This is a genomic window from Pseudomonas sp. S3_C06 (genome assembly GCF_054667675.1).
Genome location: NZ_CP162747.1, coordinates 1,271,818 through 1,288,937 on the forward strand (window position 1 = coordinate 1,271,818; position 17,120 = coordinate 1,288,937).

Annotated in this window: 16 protein-coding genes; 10 read left to right on the forward strand and 6 right to left on the reverse strand. The window is 61.2% G+C overall.

Features of this window, described 5'->3' with window-relative positions; genetic code table 11:
• Positions 1-128 precede the first annotated feature (128 nt).
• Genes AB4N44_RS05385 through AB4N44_RS05395 form a run of 3 tightly spaced genes read left to right on the forward strand, consistent with a single transcriptional unit; the run spans position 129 to position 2,672 of the window.
• Complete coding sequence (locus AB4N44_RS05385) at positions 129-1,211, forward strand: bifunctional transcriptional activator/DNA repair enzyme AdaA (RefSeq protein WP_460109850.1); 1,083 nt, start codon at positions 129-131, stop codon at positions 1,209-1,211.
• A gap of 32 nt (positions 1,212-1,243) precedes the next feature.
• Positions 1,244-2,041, forward strand: a complete 798-nt coding sequence (locus AB4N44_RS05390; protein ID WP_460109848.1) for an isocitrate lyase/PEP mutase family protein — start codon at positions 1,244-1,246, stop codon at positions 2,039-2,041.
• A gap of 1 nt (position 2,042) precedes the next feature.
• The gene (locus AB4N44_RS05395; RefSeq protein ID WP_460109846.1) at positions 2,043-2,672 is read left to right on the forward strand and encodes a DNA-3-methyladenine glycosylase family protein; all 630 of its coding nucleotides are present in this window, start codon (positions 2,043-2,045) and stop codon (positions 2,670-2,672) included.
• Between the two features lie 320 nt (positions 2,673-2,992).
• Here the strand turns inward: AB4N44_RS05395 and AB4N44_RS05400 are convergent, their stop codons facing one another.
• From AB4N44_RS05400 to AB4N44_RS05410, 3 genes are all read right to left on the reverse strand, one after another.
• Entirely contained in the window at positions 2,993-4,090 is a 1,098-nt protein-coding gene (locus AB4N44_RS05400) for an extracellular solute-binding protein (RefSeq protein WP_160040779.1), read from the reverse strand.
• Between the two features lie 2 nt (positions 4,091-4,092).
• Entirely contained in the window at positions 4,093-5,202 is a 1,110-nt protein-coding gene (aguA, locus tag AB4N44_RS05405; protein ID WP_455806604.1) for an agmatine deiminase, read from the reverse strand.
• Between the two features lie 104 nt (positions 5,203-5,306).
• On the reverse strand, positions 5,307-6,191 hold the full coding sequence (locus AB4N44_RS05410; protein WP_455806603.1) for a LysR substrate-binding domain-containing protein: 885 nt from the start codon (positions 6,189-6,191) through the stop codon (positions 5,307-5,309).
• Positions 6,192-6,542: 351 nt separating this feature from the next.
• Between AB4N44_RS05410 and AB4N44_RS05415 the strand changes: the two genes are divergently transcribed.
• Positions 6,543-7,058, forward strand: a complete 516-nt coding sequence (locus AB4N44_RS05415) for an HvfX family Cu-binding RiPP maturation protein (protein WP_460109844.1) — start codon at positions 6,543-6,545, stop codon at positions 7,056-7,058.
• 3 nt (positions 7,059-7,061) lie between these two features.
• Here AB4N44_RS05415 and AB4N44_RS05420 read toward each other — a convergent pair whose 3' ends face one another.
• Complete coding sequence (locus AB4N44_RS05420; RefSeq protein WP_460109842.1) at positions 7,062-8,678, reverse strand: L,D-transpeptidase family protein; 1,617 nt, start codon at positions 8,676-8,678, stop codon at positions 7,062-7,064.
• A 151-nt stretch (positions 8,679-8,829) separates the two neighbouring features.
• Between AB4N44_RS05420 and AB4N44_RS05425 the strand changes: the two genes are divergently transcribed.
• The 4 genes from AB4N44_RS05425 to AB4N44_RS05440 all read left to right on the forward strand — a co-directional run bounded on the left by AB4N44_RS05425 (position 8,830) and on the right by AB4N44_RS05440 (position 12,120).
• On the forward strand, positions 8,830-9,540 hold the full coding sequence (locus AB4N44_RS05425) for a murein L,D-transpeptidase catalytic domain family protein (RefSeq protein WP_007918401.1): 711 nt from the start codon (positions 8,830-8,832) through the stop codon (positions 9,538-9,540).
• A gap of 241 nt (positions 9,541-9,781) precedes the next feature.
• On the forward strand, positions 9,782-10,039 hold the full coding sequence (locus tag AB4N44_RS05430; RefSeq protein ID WP_122600320.1) for a DUF2790 domain-containing protein: 258 nt from the start codon (positions 9,782-9,784) through the stop codon (positions 10,037-10,039).
• Positions 10,040-10,048: 9 nt separating this feature from the next.
• On the forward strand, positions 10,049-10,720 hold the full coding sequence (locus AB4N44_RS05435) for a heavy metal response regulator transcription factor (protein ID WP_127928635.1): 672 nt from the start codon (positions 10,049-10,051) through the stop codon (positions 10,718-10,720).
• Positions 10,717-12,120: a heavy metal sensor histidine kinase gene (locus AB4N44_RS05440; protein ID WP_460109839.1), complete on the forward strand. Its 1,404-nt coding sequence runs from the start codon at positions 10,717-10,719 to the stop codon at positions 12,118-12,120. The genes AB4N44_RS05435 and AB4N44_RS05440 overlap by 4 nt, the downstream gene beginning before the upstream one ends.
• Positions 12,121-12,627: 507 nt before the next feature.
• On the opposite strand, the gene AB4N44_RS05445 is transcribed toward AB4N44_RS05440, so the two are convergent.
• On the reverse strand, positions 12,628-14,040 hold the full coding sequence (locus AB4N44_RS05445) for an MFS transporter (RefSeq protein WP_460109837.1): 1,413 nt from the start codon (positions 14,038-14,040) through the stop codon (positions 12,628-12,630).
• Between the two features lie 103 nt (positions 14,041-14,143).
• Here AB4N44_RS05445 and AB4N44_RS05450 point away from each other — a divergent pair, with 103 nt between their 5' ends.
• Positions 14,144-15,031 carry a LysR family transcriptional regulator gene (locus AB4N44_RS05450; protein WP_127928642.1) on the forward strand — a complete coding sequence of 296 codons (888 nt, stop codon included), beginning with the start codon at positions 14,144-14,146 and terminating at the stop codon, positions 15,029-15,031.
• Here the strand turns inward: AB4N44_RS05450 and AB4N44_RS05455 are convergent.
• Positions 15,028-15,648, reverse strand: coding sequence for a cell wall hydrolase (locus AB4N44_RS05455; protein WP_150750869.1), 621 nt, complete (start codon positions 15,646-15,648; stop codon positions 15,028-15,030). The genes AB4N44_RS05450 and AB4N44_RS05455 overlap by 4 nt on opposite strands.
• Before the next feature lie 208 nt (positions 15,649-15,856).
• Between AB4N44_RS05455 and AB4N44_RS05460 the strand changes: the two genes are divergently transcribed.
• Positions 15,857-16,699, forward strand: a complete 843-nt coding sequence (locus tag AB4N44_RS05460; protein WP_460111606.1) for a CAP domain-containing protein — start codon at positions 15,857-15,859, stop codon at positions 16,697-16,699.
• Positions 16,700-17,120: the final 421 nt, after the last annotated feature.

Below are 17,120 nucleotides of genomic sequence, written 5' to 3' on the forward strand. Positions count from 1 at the left end.
CCACGCAGAGCGTGGGAACGATCAAGATCGCAGCCTGCGGCAGCTCCTACACGGTAGTTCAGGGGATTTGAAAATTCACTGTCGATTTTTCGGTGGAGCCATCGACAAACTGGTTTTACTCTCAGCCCATGAACATACAAACCGCTGTCCTGCCGCCCCACGCCGAGATGGTTCGCGCCATGCTCGAACGCGACACTGCCTATGAAGGCGTGTTCTTCACGGCGGTGAAAACCACCGGGATCTTCTGCCGCCCCAGTTGCACGGCGCGCAAGCCGAAACCGGAGAACGTCGAATTCTTCGCCCATGCCGACGAATGCCTGTCTGCCGGCTATCGCGCCTGCCTGCGTTGCAAGCCGCTGGACGCCGCGGCCATCGCGCCAGACTGGGTGCAGCGCCTGCTCAAAGCCGTGGAGGCCGATCCGGAGTTGCGCTGGAGCGATGCGCAGTTGCTCGCCGAAGGTATCGAGCCACTGAAGCTGCGGCGCTGGTTCAAGCAGCATTTCGGCATGACCTTCCATGCGTGGCTGCGTACGCGCCGCTTGGGCATGGCGCTGGGCGGGATCAAGCAAGGCACCTCGATTGATCACGCCGCGTTTGATTCGGGTTATGAATCGCTCAGCGGTTTTCGTGATGCCTTTCAGAAGTCCTTCCACATCACCCCCGGTCGCGTCGAACACAGCGAGCCGCTGCTGTTCACTCGGTTGACCACGCCGCTGGGGCCGATGATTGCCATGGCCGAACGCCGTGGCTTGGTGTTGCTGGAGTTTCTTGATCGCCCGGCACTGACCCGCGAAGTCGAAGAACTGCAGCAACGTTACGGCTACGCGGTCGCGCCGGGGCACAACGCGCATTTGCAGCAGATCGAGCAGCAACTAGCGGCGTATTTCGCCGGCAAACTCAGCGATTTCAGCGTGCCTCTGCACTTGCCCGGCAGCGAGTTTGCCCGGCAGGTCTGGTCGGCGCTGCGGCAAATCCCTTACGGCCACACCAGCACTTACGGCGCCATCGCCGCCGGTTTGGGCAAACCCGGCGCCAGTCGCGCGGTCGGTCTGGCCAACGGGCACAATCGGTTATCGATTGTGGTGCCCTGCCATCGGGTGATCGGCGCGGATGGCTCGCTCACCGGCTATGGTGGTGGGCAGCCGCGCAAAGCGTTTCTGCTGCGGCTGGAAAACGCCGCCGTGCAGCTCACCCAACAACTGGCATTCTGACCAACCTCATCAACTGACAAGAAGGATTTTTGATGAACGCGCTCGCTACGCAGTTTCACCAGTTGCACCAGCAAGGCCTGTTGATGCTGACCAATGTCGCCGACGCCACCGGGGCGCGACTGGTCGAGCATCTGGGCGGTAAAGCCGTGGCCACCAGCAGCGCGGCGGTGGCCTGGGCCCACGGGTATCCGGACGGCAACACCCTGCCCCTCGAACGTCTGGTGTCGACGGTGGAATCCATCGCCCGGGTGATCAGCATTCCGTTGACCGTGGATGTCGAGGCCGGGTATTCCGATGACCTCGGGCGCGTGGCCGAAGTGCTGGATGCGGTGATCGCGTCGGGTGCCGTCGGGATCAATATCGAGGACGGTTCTGCCGATCCTGAGCTGCTCGCGCGCAAGATCGAAGTGGTGCGACAGGTTGCCAACAAACGCAATGTGCAGCTGTTCATCAATGCGCGCACCGACGTGTATCTGAAAAACCTCGTCCCGGCCGAGGATCGCGTCGCCGAAACCCTGCATCGGGCGGCGCTGTATCAAGCGGCCGGCGCTGATGGTTTGTTCGCGGCGGGCGTCACGTCGGCCTATGAAATCGAGGCCATCTGCAAGGGCACTGCGCTGCCAGTCAATGTCCTTGGTTTCGCTTGCCTGCCTTCGCCTGAAGAACTGCAAGCGCTGGGCGTGCGCCGCTTGAGCGCGGGTTCCGGCATTGCCGAATTCCTCTATGGCGCGATGGGTGGGCTGGTGAAAAGCTTTCTGGCCAACGGCAAACTCGATACCCATGACCTCAAGGCGTTCAGCTACGGCGAAGTCAACGGTTTGCTGAAATAACATGGCCGACGCCTATCCAGCAGCCAGCGCGTTTCTGGCCGCGCTCGATGCAGATTGGCAGCGTCACATTGCTGCGGTCGGCCCGTGCCTGCATCAACCGCATCCGGCGCGTGATCCGTACGAGTCGCTGGTGCGGGCGATTGCTTATCAGCAACTGCATGCCAAGGCTGGGGATGCGATTGTCGGGCGGTTGGTGGGGTTGTTTCCCGGGCAGTCGTTTCCGCGGCCCGAGCAGATTCTTGCGACGGATTTCGAGCGAATGCGCAGTTGCGGGTTTTCCGCTGGCAAGATTGCGACGATTCAGGGCATTGCCCAGGCAGCGCTGGGGGGTGTGGTGCCGGATTACGCCACCGCGCTGGCGATGGATGACGAGGCGCTGATCGAACGGTTGGTCAGTTTGCGCGGGGTGGGTCGCTGGACCGTGGAGATGTTGCTGATCTACAGCCTGGAGCGCATGGATATTCTGCCGGCGGATGATTTTGGTGTTCGCGAGGGGTATCGGCGGTTGAAGGGGCTGGAGGTGCAGCCAACGCGCAGGCAGATGGTTGAGATCGGGTTGGCGTGGAGGCCGTATCGGACGGTGGCGGCGTGGTATTTGTGGCGGGTGCCTAAACCGCTGCCCTCACCCTAACCCTCTCCCCGAGGGAGAGGGGACTGATTGGGGGAGATTGGAGATTTACGTCGACCTGAAATAACGTCTTTGAATCCATGATCGCCAAGACTTCTCAATTCCATAATCGACTGCCCTCACCCTAACCCTCTCCCGGAGGGAGAGGGGACTGATTGGGGGGAGATTGGAGATTTACGTCGACCTGAAATAACGTCTTTGAATCCATGAACGCCAAGACTTAGATCCATAATCGACTCGTTTTTTCAGGTCGATGTATAACGCAAGACACCTCGGTCGGCTCCCTCTCCCTCCGGGAGAGGGCTGGGGTGAGGGCCCGCTTTTCAAAGCCCGGATTTCAACCGGCTGAACGCCCGGATCAACGCCCGATTGAACGCCTTGCCATTGTCATTCTTGCTGTACAGCGAAGCCCTGACCTGCGCGGACGGATACGTCCCCGGATCATTACGAATCGACGCGTCCACCAAACCATCCGCCGCCGTGATCGCATTGGCGTAATGAATGGTGTCGGTGATCGGCGCAATCACTTCCGGCGTCATCAGATAATCCATCAGCGCCAACCCGGCCTGGGGATGCGGTGCGTCCTTGGGCACGACCATGGCATCGAACCAGATCAACGTACCCTCTTTCGGAATCCGGTAACTCAACTTGAACGGCTTCTTCGCCGCTTCCGCCTGCCCCGCCGCGATGGCGACGTTGCCGTTCCACGACATCGCCACACAGGTGTTGCCGTTGGCCAGATCGCTGATATTCAGGTCGTTATCGAAGTAACGAATATACGGCCGGATCTTCGCCAACTGCTGCTCGGCAAGTTTCAAGTCATCGAGATTCTGCCGGTTGATGTCCAGCCCCATGTACTTCATGACAGCGGCGAATACCTCGTTGGGATCGTTGAGCAGACTCACCCCGCAATCGGCGAATTTCGCCACCACCGCCGGATCGAACAACATCGCCCAACTGTCCGTCGGTGCATCGGGCGCACGGTGCTTGATTGCCTCTTCCTGATAGCCGACGCCAGTGGTGCCCCAAGCGTAAATCCCGGCGTAACGATTGCCCGGATCGAACACCGCCATGTGCTGACGAAACTCCTCGCCAACCCCGACAAAATGCGGCACCCGGGCCTTGTCCAGCGGCTGGATCGCGCCGCTCTCGATGGCGCGCGACAGGTGCTGGCCAGCGGTTAACACCAGGTCGTAACCGCTGCGCCCGGTAAGCAGTTTGGTCTCTACGGTTTCCAGCGAATCAAAGTGATCGGCGACCACATGAATACCAGTCTTTGCCTCAAAATTCTTCAGCGTATCCGGCGCCAGGTACTCACCCCAGATGTACAGATTAACCACCGGTTTGGCGGAGTCAGCAGCCTGCACACACAGGGGTGCAAGCACCAGCAATAACGCTTGAGTCAGTTTGTGCAGGCCCATGATTACACTCCTTTGCCGGCGTATTGCGGCATGGTGATGCACGCGACGTTGCCGCCACCGAGGAGGATTTCCCGGGAGTTTTCGATGCCGACGATTTTGTGCTGCGGGAACAGTTCGGCCAGCGTCGCCAGCGCCACTTGATCGTTGCGATCACCAAACAGCGGCACCACGATCGAACTGTTGCCAGCGTAATAGTTGATGTACGACGCGCAGATTTTCGTGCCGGCCTGACGGGTGTGGGTGCTGTCCTGCTGATCGAGGCCGTCGGCTTCTTCGGCGGTCCATTCCAGCACATCCGGTTGCGGCAGTTTGTGCACGATCAGCTCGCGCCCTCGGCTGTCGCGGGTGCTGCGCAGGATGTCGTAGGCCTCCTGGTAGATTTCCCATTGCGGATCGTCGCGGTTGTCGGTCCATTGCAGCACCACTTCACCGGGACGCACGAAACAGGCGAGGTCGTCGACATGGCCGTCGGTTTCGTCGAACTTGCAGCCGCGTGGCAGCCAGATGACCTGCTCTGCGCCGAGGTAATCGGTCAGGCGTCGGGTCACTTCGTCCTTGCCCAGATGCTGGTTGCGATTGCGGTTGAGCAGGCATTGTTCGGTGGTGAGGATGCTGCCCTGGCCGTCGCTCTGGATGCCGCCCAGCTCGGCAATCAGCGGCGCGCGGTAGCGGTCGAAGCGCTCGATTTCGAGGATCTTGCTGGCGATCTGGTCGTCCTTGTCCCACGGGAAATACAGGCCGCCGTCAAGACCGCCATAGGCGTTGAATTCGAAGTCGACGCCACGCACTTCACCGCTCTGATCGTTGACCACAAAGCATGGGCCGCTGTCGCGGAACCAGGTGTCGTTGCAGGTCATCTCGACCACGCGCACTTGTGGCGGCAACTGCCGACGCGCCGTGGCGAACTGCGCGGCTGAGGCGCACACGGTGACTGGTTCGCTATGGGAGATGGCGGTGACGATCTGCACCCAGACTTTCTGCGCCGGTTTCGCACCGTTGCGCCAGACGTCGGTGCGCTCCGGCCAGCCCAGCCAACAGCCGGACTTGGCTTCAAATTCGCCGGGCAGATGGAAGCCGTCGTGTTTGGGGGTGGAGTCGAGCAAGCGTGCCATGGTCAAACCTCGTCTTCGCGATGGGATTGGAATGACCACAGGCTAAGGGCGCGCGCACTGCGCCCGCCAACGATGATTATTACGGAACAGTTGAATTCAACTCATCAATCGACCAGTTGATCGTTGAACCATTCGAGCATCTGCGCCACCGCCGGGCGCTCCAGCCGCAGCCGTTCGCAGACCAGTGCGTATTGGCCGAGGGCGGTCATACTGGAGGCGAAGGGCCGCACCAGCCGGCCACTTTGCAGATCTTCTTGCGCGGTGAGGTTGTCGCCCATGGCCACGCCCTGCCCTTGCGCCGCCGCTTCCAGCGCCAGACCGGCGTGGGCGAAATACAGCTGACGCTGCGGGCGCAGATCACCGGCGTGGCTGGTCAGCCACGCGGTCCAGGTCTTGCCGTCCTGGTCGTCGTGCAACAGACAGTGGCGGGCCAGATCCTTGGGTGTTTTCAAGGTGCCCTGGTTGAACAGACCGGGGCTGCACACCGGGAAGAACTGCAGGGCTGGCAGAGGCCGCACGAAGTAGGCACTGCTGTCGACCGGGCCGGTGCCGTAGGTGATCGCCAGGTCGATGTCTTCGCCCGGTGCACTGGCGTCGATCGGTTGTTCGTAGAGGTGCAAGGTGATGTGCGGATAGCGCGCATAGAAATCGCTGAGGCGACTCATCAGCCACTTTTGCGCGAGTTCGGCGGTGACGGCCAGTCTGAGCACGGCCAGCGAGGATGGGTCACGCAGTTCATCGCAGGCATCGCCGATCAGTTCGAAGGCTTGTTGCAGGCTTTGCATCAGGCGTCCGGCGGCGATGGTCGGGCGGATTTGTCGGCCTTCGCGGATGAACAGTGAGACGCCGAGTTGTTCTTCGAGCTGGCGGATCTGATGGCTGACGGCGCTGTCGGTGACGCACAGTTCGGCGGCTGCACGGCCGAAATGCGCGTGGCGGGCGGCGCATTCGAAGGTGCGCAGGGCGGCCAGGGAGGGAAGTCGTCGCATGGGGGGCTGGTCCGTTTTTTTGGCCATGCTGACTGGGCTGTGGGTCTGCGTCCAGCCCTGTTGCCCTCACCCCAGCCCTCTCCCGGAGGGAGAGGGAGCCGATCGGGGGATATTGAGGATGTACGCCGACCTCAACGTGCTTGGGTGAATCCATAATCGACTCGGATTTTCAGGTCGATGGATGACGCAAGACACCTCGGTCAGTCGAGGGGCCTCTGACTGTATCGCACTGTATACCCCGAAGCCGCAGACACACCAAAAGCACAATCCCCCACCCCGCCGACACATCCCCGATACACCCCGACGCTGAAATACCCCGGTCGATTTCACTCAACTCACCGGAGCTGCATCATGACCACCCCCCTTTCAAGCGCCGTCAAAGGCCTGCACCTGAACCTCGACCGCGCCGGTACCTGGCTCGCGCCTCTGACCCTGCGTCTGTTCATCGCCTGGGAATTTTTCGAATCCGGGCTGGAGAAATTCAACGGGCAGAACTGGTTCGAAGACATTCAGGACAAATTCCCCTTCCCCTTCAATCACCTGCCGGCAACGTTGAACTGGGAACTGTCGATGTGGGCCGAACTGATCTGCGCGCTGGCAATTCTGGTCGGCTTCGGGACACGGATCTCAGCGATTTCGCTGATGGTGGTAACAGTCGTCGCCACCGCTGCCGTGCACTGGCCTGCCGATTGGTCGTCGCTGAGCGAGTTGGCGCAGGGTTATGCGATCACCAACAAAGGCTTCGGCAACTTCAAGCTGCCGGCGATTTACCTGGCGGCGCTAGTGCCGCTGGTGTTCGCCGGGGCGGGCAAATTGAGTGTCGATGCGTGGCTGGCGCGGGTGTTCTGGAACAGAACCACCCGCTGAGACTCAATGCGCCCGGTCAAGCCCGACGAGCAAGGCGCTGTCACGGCTGTAGATGTCCGGCGCGTAACGCACGTTTCCGCTGCTGTCGACCTGCGCTGTCCAGTAGGTCATCAGGATCGGCACCGGCGCCGACAGGCGAAATTCGTGGGTGGTGCCGGTGGCCAGCAGGGTTTCAGTGCGGGCCTTTTCCGCCGGGGTGAGCAGCAGATCACGCAGTTGCATCGGATGCTCGACCCGCACGCAGCCGGAGCTGAAGGCACGCGGGCCTTTTTCAAACAGCGCCTTGCTTGGCGTGTCGTGCAAGTACACCGAGAACGGATTGGGGAAGCGGATGACCATTTGCCCCAACGGATTACGCGGCCCGGCGTCCTGACGCAGCATGATGTTGCCGGGGTTGTCCCAGTCGATATCCGCTGCCGCCAGCGGCTGCCCGTTGGCGTCAAGCACTTGCAGGTTCTGGCGGCTGAGGAAGGTCTGGTCCTTGCGGATTTCCGGCAGCTTGTCTTCCTTCCAGATGGTCGGCGGTACGGTCCAGGTCGGGTTCAGGGTCAGGCGCGTCACCCGCGATTTCAGTAGCGGCGTCTGGCGCTCCGCGCGACCGACCTGCGTGCGGGTCTGCCACACCGGCACGCCGCCCTGATACAGCGTCAACTCAGCGGCGGCGACATTGACCAGCAAGCCATCGGGCTCTATGTCCTGGGCCATCCAGCGGAAACGCTCAAGGTTCACGCGCAATTGTTCACGGCGGGTCAGCGGACTGATGTTGAGTTCGGCAATCGTACCCGGCCCGACCACACCGTCGGCCTGTAACGAATGATTGGCCTGAAAACTCTTCACGGCGTCGACCAGCACGCCGTCATACGCATTGCCGGACGTACCAATGATCTGAGTCAGATAGCCTTCGCTGTACAGACGCTGAGCCAGTTCCGGCACGCGTTTGTCTTCCATGTCCGGGCGCAGCAGCGGCCCGCTGCCGACCGACTGCCATTGCGGCAAGGCTGTGAGCCGTTGCGCGGCGTAGAGCTGACGCAGGTTCTGGTATTGCGCCAGGCGCGGACGGGCCAGATCAAACGCGGCGGGAATGTCGTGCATGCCCGGTACGGCGATCGCCAACAATTCCGCCTGACGGTCACGCGGGCTGGCGTCGGCATGCCACAGCGGTTCGAAGTGTGATTGCAGCAGGCTTCCGTAGTGCAGATCCTGCAGGGCCTGGAGGTAGTTGCGGCTGATGTCGATGTCGGCACACAACTCGCCATCCTGAGGCGCCGTGGTTGCGACCGGATAGCGTTTTGGATTGAGACCATCATCGGCCAACAGCTGCAATTGCGCGCGCAACACCGGCAATCGTGCCGATTCACTGGCCCACACCGGCATCCAGTCCTGCTGCTGGTAGAACGCCTGCAATTGCGTCAGCGCCGGGCCGTTGAGATGCGCGGCAATCGCCGGGCACGACTGCGGCAGACTGATCATTACAGCCTGCAAGGGACTTTGCGGCTCGACCGGCATCTCGGCCGGTGGCGTTGGCAATGTCCCCAGCGGCGGCAACGGCTCATCGGCACAAGCGACAAACGGCGCAGCGAGCAAACAAATGCTCAAGTAGCATGCGTACTTTTTGAACAACTGCTTTACTCCAATCCATGGCCGTCCAGATGATGGCCAACCTTACATCAGGTGCGCTTGAGAGTCAGGCTCGATCAACGGGCTTGCGGGTATTGACTGGGAGTCAGGAGCCAAAGTGCCAAATATGTAGCAAGTGAGGACACTTTATAAAATGTTGACGTTTTTGCGCCGACTTCTGCTGACTGCCACCGCTATCGTCGTGACCAGTCCAGTTTTTGCCGCCGGCAAACCATCGCCGGTTCTCTTCACCAGCCTCGCGCACGCCGCGCCAGAACTCAATCCCCAAGCGCTGAAAGGTGCTTTGAACGCCATGCAATGCGCGGTCAACAACGGTGCGAAGCCGTCCCGCCATCTGGCGATCATCGACTATTCGCAACCGTCCACCGAACGCCGCCTGTGGATCTTCGACCTGAGCAAAAAGAAATTGGTGCTGCGCGATCTGGTCGCCCACGGCTCCAACTCCGGGGAAAACTTCGCCACGCAGTTTTCCAATGTCGAAGGCAGTTACCAGTCCAGCCTCGGCCTGTTCCGCACCCAGGAAAGTTACAGCGGCACCCACGGTTATTCGCTGCGCATGGACGGTCTGGAGCCGGGTTTCAATGACATGGCCCGCGATCGCGCCATCGTCATTCACGCCGCCAGTTATGTGAATCCGTTGTGGAGCAAGAAACAAGGACGTATCGGCCGCAGCCAGGGTTGCCCGGCGGTACGACCGCAGATCGCCAAGCAGGTGATCGACCGCCTGAAGAATGGCCAGTTCATGTTTTCGTGGTACCCGGATCAGCGCTGGTTGAAGTCCTCGCCTTATCTGAACTGCCAGCCGCAGCAGGTGGCGAGCATCCTCAATACCCACGCGAGCTGACCGACCACCCCAAATCCCCTGTAGGAGTGAGCCTGCTCGCGATAGCGGTGTGTCAACCAACACAGATGGTGCCTGACACACCGCTATCGCGAGCAGGCTCACTCCTACATTTGATCCTTGTCAGCCCCATGTTTCATTACAACTTTGTCATTCAGCTGTCGGTTTGCCGTGCGGATCGCTCGGTAGCCTGAAGTTGTCCCGGCGCCAATGCCGATCAACTTCGACCACTGAGTGACTGACCATGAAAACCCTCCTGCTCGCCTTCACCGCCCTCCTCGCCACTGGCAGCGTGTTCGCCGCGAACATGCCAGACAGCGCCGTGATTCATGACAAATCCGGCTTCTACGTCAATCTGGATGTCGACAAAGTCCTGTCCAGCACCGATATTTCACAAGCGTGCGGCGTGGTCCCGGCGCAATTGAATTACCTCGACCATCAGGGCCGCGAACATGTGCTGGACTATCAGGTACAAGGCAGCGGCTGCATCAATGACCATTGAGACTGATCGATGAATATTCTGGTTGTCGAAGACGAACCCAAGGCCGGCAATTACCTGCTCAACGGTTTGCAGGAACTGGGTTACAGCGTCAGCCTCGCCCGCGACGGTGCCGACGGCTTGCACCTGGCGCTGGAACACAACTTCGACGTGATCGTGCTCGATGTGATGATGCCGAAAATGGATGGCTGGGAAGTCCTGCGCCGGCTGCGCAAGGAAGCCGACACACCGGTGCTGTTTCTCACCGCCCGCGACGATATCGCTGACCGCGTCAAAGGCCTGGAACTGGGCGCCGACGATTACCTGATCAAGCCGTTTTCCTTCGCCGAACTGGTGGCGCGCCTGCGTACCCTGACCCGGCGCGGGCCGATCCATGAAGACGAACAGCTGCAGGTTGCTGATCTGCAGATCGACGTGCTCAAACGCCGCGTGAGCCGCGCCGGGGTGCGTATCACCCTGACCAACAAGGAGTTCGCGCTGCTGCAATTGTTCGCCAGCCATACCGGGCAAGTGCTGGCGCGCTCACTGATTGCTTCGCGGGTGTGGGACATGAATTTCGACAGCGACACCAACGTCGTCGATGTCGCCGTGCGCCGCTTGCGGGCGAAGATCGATGACCCGTTCCAGCTCAAGCTGATCCACAGCGTGCGTGGCATCGGCTATCGCTTCGATACGCAGCCATGAGCCCCCATCGCCCGTATTCACTGACCCTGCGCCTGGCGCTGGCCTTCGCCCTGCTCGCGTTCGCCTCACTGGCCGGCCTCGGCGCGGCGCTGTATGGCGAACTGGAAGAACAGCTGACCCGCCGCGACGACATCTCACTGGTTAGCCGCGTCGATCAACTGCGCACGTTCCTCAACGACAGCAACACCCTGGAGCTGATCAAGAACAAACCGGCACTGTTCCAGAACATGCTTGGCAACCGCGAAGCGCTGCTGACCATCGGTGCGCCGGGGCAACCGCCGCTGCTGGTGGTCAACCCGGGCAATCTGAGCACGCCGACGTTGCCGGCGGTGCCCATCGACCAGGCGATGACGCTGAAAGACGTGCAGCACCTGCCGAGTGTCGACGGTGTGCCGTTTTCGGCGGTGGCGGCGAGTATCGATTCCGGCGAATTGGGCAATCTGCAAGTCACCACCGGGCGCCTGATGAGCGAGCGCACGGCGATGCTTGCCAACTACCGTTTGAGCGTTTATGGCCTCGCCTCGCTGGCGGCGTTGTTGCTGGCGGTGGTGGGCTGTTTGTTGGTGTATCGCGGGTTGTTGCCGTTGCGGCGACTGGCGCAACACGCTCATGGTATCGGTGTCGGCAACCTCGGCGAACGCCTAGACAGTCACGGTGCGCCGCGAGAGTTGCAGCCGATGATTGAAGCGTTCAACGCCATGCTCGATCGGCTCGCCAAGGGCTTTGCGCAGTTGAGTCAGGTGTCCACCGACATGGCCCACGAGTTGCGCACGCCGATCAACAATCTGCTCGGCGAAACCCAGGTCGCGCTGCAGCAGAACCGTAGCATCGAGGCCTATCAGCAGTTGCTCGCCTCCAACGTCGAAGAGCTGGAGCGCCTGACGCGGATGCTCGACAACATGCTGTTTCTGGCCCGCACCGATCCGGCCAGTGCCTTGAGTCAGCGCCAGGAGCTGGATGCCGCGGATGAGATGCAGCGCATTGCCGATTACTTTGAAGGCCTGGCGGCTGATGTCGGGGTGAGTATCGAGGCCAGTGGTAGCGGTGTGATCTGGGCGGAACCGATGTTATTACGGCGGGCATTGGCCAACCTGTGCGCCAATGCGATCAAGTACGGTGAGGCGGATTCGACGGTGCAGGTGGAGGCGATTGCCGAGGCGGATGGCAGTTATCTGCGGGTCAGAAATCAGGGCGCAACCATTGCCCCTGAACACTTGGCGCGGTTGTTCGAACGTTTTTACCGCGTCGATGAGTCACGCGAGCGCTCGGCGCAATCCAATGGCCTGGGCCTGTCGATCGTGGCAACCATCATGCAGTTGCATCAGGGCCGCTACAGCGCCAGCAGTGCCGATGGCATCACCTGCTTCGAACTGTTCTTCCCCGCCCGCCAATCAACATAAATCGCCCACACACCACAAATTCCTGTGGGAGCGAGCCTGCTCGCGAAAGCGGTGCGTCAGTCACTGGAGATGTTGGTTGTGCCGGCCTCTTCGCGAGCAAGCTCGCTCCCACACTTGATCTCGGTTCGGCCGAAGACCGACTGATCAACCCGCCCCCCTGTGGGAGCGAGCCTGCTCGCGAAAGCGGTGTGTCAGTCACCGGAGATGTTGGCTGTGCCGGCCTCTTCGCGAGCAGGCTCGCTCCCACATTTGATCGCGGTTCGGCCGGAGACCTACCAATCAACCCGCTCCGACACTTGATCTCGGTTCGGCCGAAGACCTACTGATCAACCCGCCCCCTGTGGGAGCGAGCCTGCTCGCGAAAGCGGTGTGTCAGTCACCGGAGATGTTGGCTGTGCCGGCCTCTTCGCGAGCAGGCTCGCTCCCACATTTGATCTCGGTTCGGCTGAAGATCTACCGATCAAATCGACCCCCTGTGGGAGCGAGCCTGCTCGCGAAAGCGGTGTGTCAGTCACCGGAGATGTTGGTTGTGCAGGCCTCTTCGCGAGCAGGCTCGCTCCCACCGTTGAACTGCGCTCGGCTGATGATCAACGCCACGAGCATCAACGCCACCGCGACGCCAAAAGTGATGTGCAATCCGCTGGCAATCGCCGTTGCAGGCGCCTGTGTCGGATCCCCCGCTGCAAGCGCAAACACCGCGCCCATCACTGCCGCGCCGGTGATCAACCCAAGGTTGCGCGCCAGCCCGAGCATCGCCGAAACCACGCCACGCTGATCCTGACTGACCCCGGCCATCAATCCGGTGTTGTTGGCCGCCTGGAACAACGCGTAACCGACAGCTATCACCATGATCGGCAGTACGTACGCGGGCAGTCCCATACTCATGGGCAGGAGTGCCAGCAAGCTGCAACCGCCGGCCATCCCGAGCAACGCGCCCGGCACAATCCGTCGCGCGCCGAAGCGATCTACCAAACGTCCCGCCGGTACCCCACTCATTGCGGACAACAACGGTCCGATCGATAACGCTACTCCGACCATTGTGCTGCTGAGACCCAAACCCTGGTGCAGGTAAAACGGCCCGACCACCAGCGTGGTCATCATCACCGTCGTCACCAGCAAGGTCAGCGTCAGGCTGCTGCTCAGTCGCGCGTCGCTGAACAGCGACAAACGAATCAGCGGCGACTTGGCCTTCATCTCGACCACGATGAACAATCCTGCGCCGCACAGGCTGGCCAACAGCAACGGCACGGTGAAACCTTCAAGGGTCATTGCCAGCGCATAGGCCGCCAGCGTCAACACCAGCACCACGCTGCCAGAATAATCGAACGCGACTCGCGGCCCGGCGGCCCGATCCGCCGGCAAATAGCGGTACACCAGCCACGCATTGAGCAAGCCCAACGGCACGTTGAGCAGAAAAATCGCCTGCCAGCCGACATGCGTCATCAACAGCCCGCCCAGCGACGGCCCAAGACTGGTGCCCGTCGCCGACATCGTTGCCAGCAAGCCCATCGCGCTGCCCGCCCGCGATTTGGGCACTGCTTCTGACACCAGCGCCACCGTCAAGGCGAACATGATCGCCGCGCCAACACCTTGCACCGCCCGTGCGCCAATCAGCCAACCGAGTCCCGGAGCCAATGCGCAAGCCAACGAAGCGCTGGTGAAAATGCCGATCCCGATCAACAGCAATCGACGCCGACCGAAGCCATCGCCCAGACGACCGACACTGACAATCAAAGTGGTGATTGCCAGCAGGTAAGCGAGCACGATCCATTGCACTTGCTGAAACGTCGCCTCGAATGCGGTCGCGAGGATCGGCAACCCGGCGTTGGCAATGCTGGTGTCCAGTGACGGCATCAACATCGACAAGGCCAGGCTGGTCAGCGCCCAGCGGGAGGGAGTGCTCAGGGGGTCTCGGGACATGGGAGGCTCGCAGCGCAAAAGTGATCTGCCATAGCCTGAGCCTCGACAAGACACGGCGCAAGACGCATGCTTTGCACTCGATACCTGCACGGAACGCCATGTCATGAGTACTCCGGATCTGAACCTGCTGATCACCCTCGACGTGTTACTGCGTGAAGGCAGCGTCGCCCGCGCCGCCAAATGCCTGCGGTTGAGCCCGTCAGCCATGAGCCGCGCCCTCGCCCGTCTGCGCGAAACCACGGGCGATCCGTTATTGGTGCGAGCGGGTCGTGGCCTGGTGCCAACACCGCGCGCATTGGAATTGCGCGAACGGGTCAGTCATCTGGTGCAGGACGCCGAGGCGGTTTTACGGCCTGCCGAAGTACTCGATCCCGGCCGCTTGCAACGCACCTTTACCTTGCGCAACACCGACGGCTTCGTCGAAACCTTCGCCGCCGCCCTGCTCGCCCGTATCGCCGAAGAGGCGCCCGACGTACGCCTGCGTTTTGTGCAGAAAGCCGACAAGGACAGCACGCCGTTGCGCGAAGGCCGTGTCGATCTGGAAACCGGCGTGGTCGATGACAGCACCGACCCGACGCTGCACAGTCGCATCCTGTTTCAGGATCAGTGGATCGGTGTGGTGCGTGAGGGGCATCCCTTGAGCACGGGAAAAATCACTGGCAAGCGCTTTGCCGGCGGCGAGCACATTCTCATTTCACGGCGCGGGCGCAGCAGTGGCCCGGTCGACGAAGCGTTACTCGCGCTAGGGCTGACACGAGACATCGTCACCTCATTCGGTGGATTCTCGGCGGCGCTGACGCTGGTGCGTGAATCAGACCTGATCGCCACGGTCCCGCAACGTCATACCAGCAAACTGCGCACGGGCCTGCACAGTTTCGCCCTGCCCTTCGCGATGCCGGCCATCAGTGTGTCGATGCTCTGGCATCCGCGCATGGATGCCGATCCGGCGCATCGCTGGTTGCGCGAGTGTGTGCGGCAGGTCTGCGCTTAACGCGCGTCGCCACCGGCAGGTTTGTAGAAGAGGAATTTTTTCGTTTCGGCGGTCTTGCGGTACTCCCTGGCCCAGCTCGGATGCACGTTGCGGTCGTGGAAATACAGCGCGCCGTTGGTGCGATCCTTGAGCTGGCGGTTCAGCGCTTTGCGGGCGATATCCTTGGCCAGCGTGTATTCGGCATCTTCCTTGACCTGATCCGGACGCCCGTCGCACCACCAGGAAAACTGGCAGCTCTTGGTTTCCGAACCTTGTTTGACGACAGCGCACACCGTGTCGGGAAAGCCTTCGTGGCCGAGGCGATTCATCACCACACTGGCCACGGCTTCCATTTCCGGCGTGTCCTTTCCCTTGGCTTCCCAATAGATACTTCGCGCCAGACAGGTGATCGGATCGTCCAGCGGCGCCGCGCCGGCCGGGTCGACCGCCTGCACTTCGGTAGGGGTGATGGCCTCGGCTTTCGGTGCTGGTGCGGCGCTGATTTTGTCCGCTGCTTTCTCTTCCAGCACTTGGGCTTTCTCTTCAGCCTTCGCTTTGATCGGGGCCTGATCGGTGGCCCACACGGAGCCTGCCAACAGGGTCAATACAAGACAACCAGCCCAGCCTTTCAATCCCATGTCTGTTCTTCCGGCAGCGCCCGAGTCGGGCAAGGTGTTACGTCGGGGAGACACCCGGTTTCCGGGGCCTTCGGTGAGTGTAGACGGCAAATACAGAGGCAAAGTTGCGCAGAAAATCCACTGAATGAAGAAAAAAGACATTGCACTCACCGGGGGCCTTTCGCGCATCATGGGCGCATTCAGCTCAAGGGAGATTTCCATGCGCTTCATGCCATTCGTTTTGCGTTGTGCCGCGTTGTCCGTGGGCGTTGTGTTTGCCATTCCGGCGCTGGCCGGCGATGAGTCGCAGTTGATCGAGTCGATCAACAGCTACCGCAGCCAACCGCAGCGTTGTGGTTCGCAGGCGTCCAATGAACTGCCGCCGCTGTCGGCTGATCCACGGCTGAGATTACGCGCCACCGGTGCTGTCGATCTTCAGCAAGCCATGGCCAGCGCCAGTTATCCGATGGTCAATGTGCAGGCGATCACGCTCAACGGCCCACGTGATGCGGCGTCGGCGATGCAGGCGATCAAAGAAAGTTTCTGTCAGGTGGTGCTCGATCCGCAGTTTGTCGATGTCGGTGTCAGCCGCGACGACCGTGACTGGCGCATCGTGCTGGCGCGGCCGCTGCTGTCGGCCAAGCTGGGGGATGCGCAAAGTGAAGGACAGAAGTTGCTAAGTGAACTCAACGTCGCCCGCAGTCAGGCACGACAGTGTGGGGGTCAGGCTTTTGCCGCTGCCGCACCGCTGGCCTGGAACACGACACTGGGCACGATCGCCCAGGATCACAGCCGCGACATGGCCAACAACAATTACCTGGATCACAAGGACCGCGACGGCCGCACCCCCGGCGATCGCGCGGAACTCGCCGGTTACAGCGGCCAACAGGTCGGCGAAAACATCGCCGCCGGGCAAGACACCGTGCACAAAGTCGTCGAAGGCTGGCTCGCCAGCCCCGGCCACTGCGCCAACCTGATGAACCCGCAATACCAGGAACTCGGCGCAGCCTACGCGACCGATCCGAAAAGCAGTGCCGGCATTTACTGGACCGCCATGTTCGGCGCCCAGTAAGCCCAATCGCAAAAACACCACAATACCTGTGGGAGCGAGCCTGCTCGCGAAGAGGCCTTTACAGTCAACATTAACGTTGTCTGAGCTAACGCCTTCGCGAGCAAGCTCGCTCCCACAGGGGATCGGGTTGATCAGTCGATCTTCGGCCGAACCGAGATCAAATGTGGGAGCGAGCTTGCTCGCGAAGAGGCCATTACACTCAACACCGATGTTGTCTGACCTGACGCCTTCGCGAGCAGGCTCGCTCCCCCAGGGGATAGGGTTGATCATTAGATCTTCGGCTGAACCGGGATCAAATGTGGGAGCGAGCCTGCTCGCGAAGAGGCCATTACACTCAACACCGATGTTGTCTGACCTGACGCCTTCGCGAGCAGGCTCGCTCCCACGGGGGATCGGGTTGATCATTCGATCTTCGGCCGAA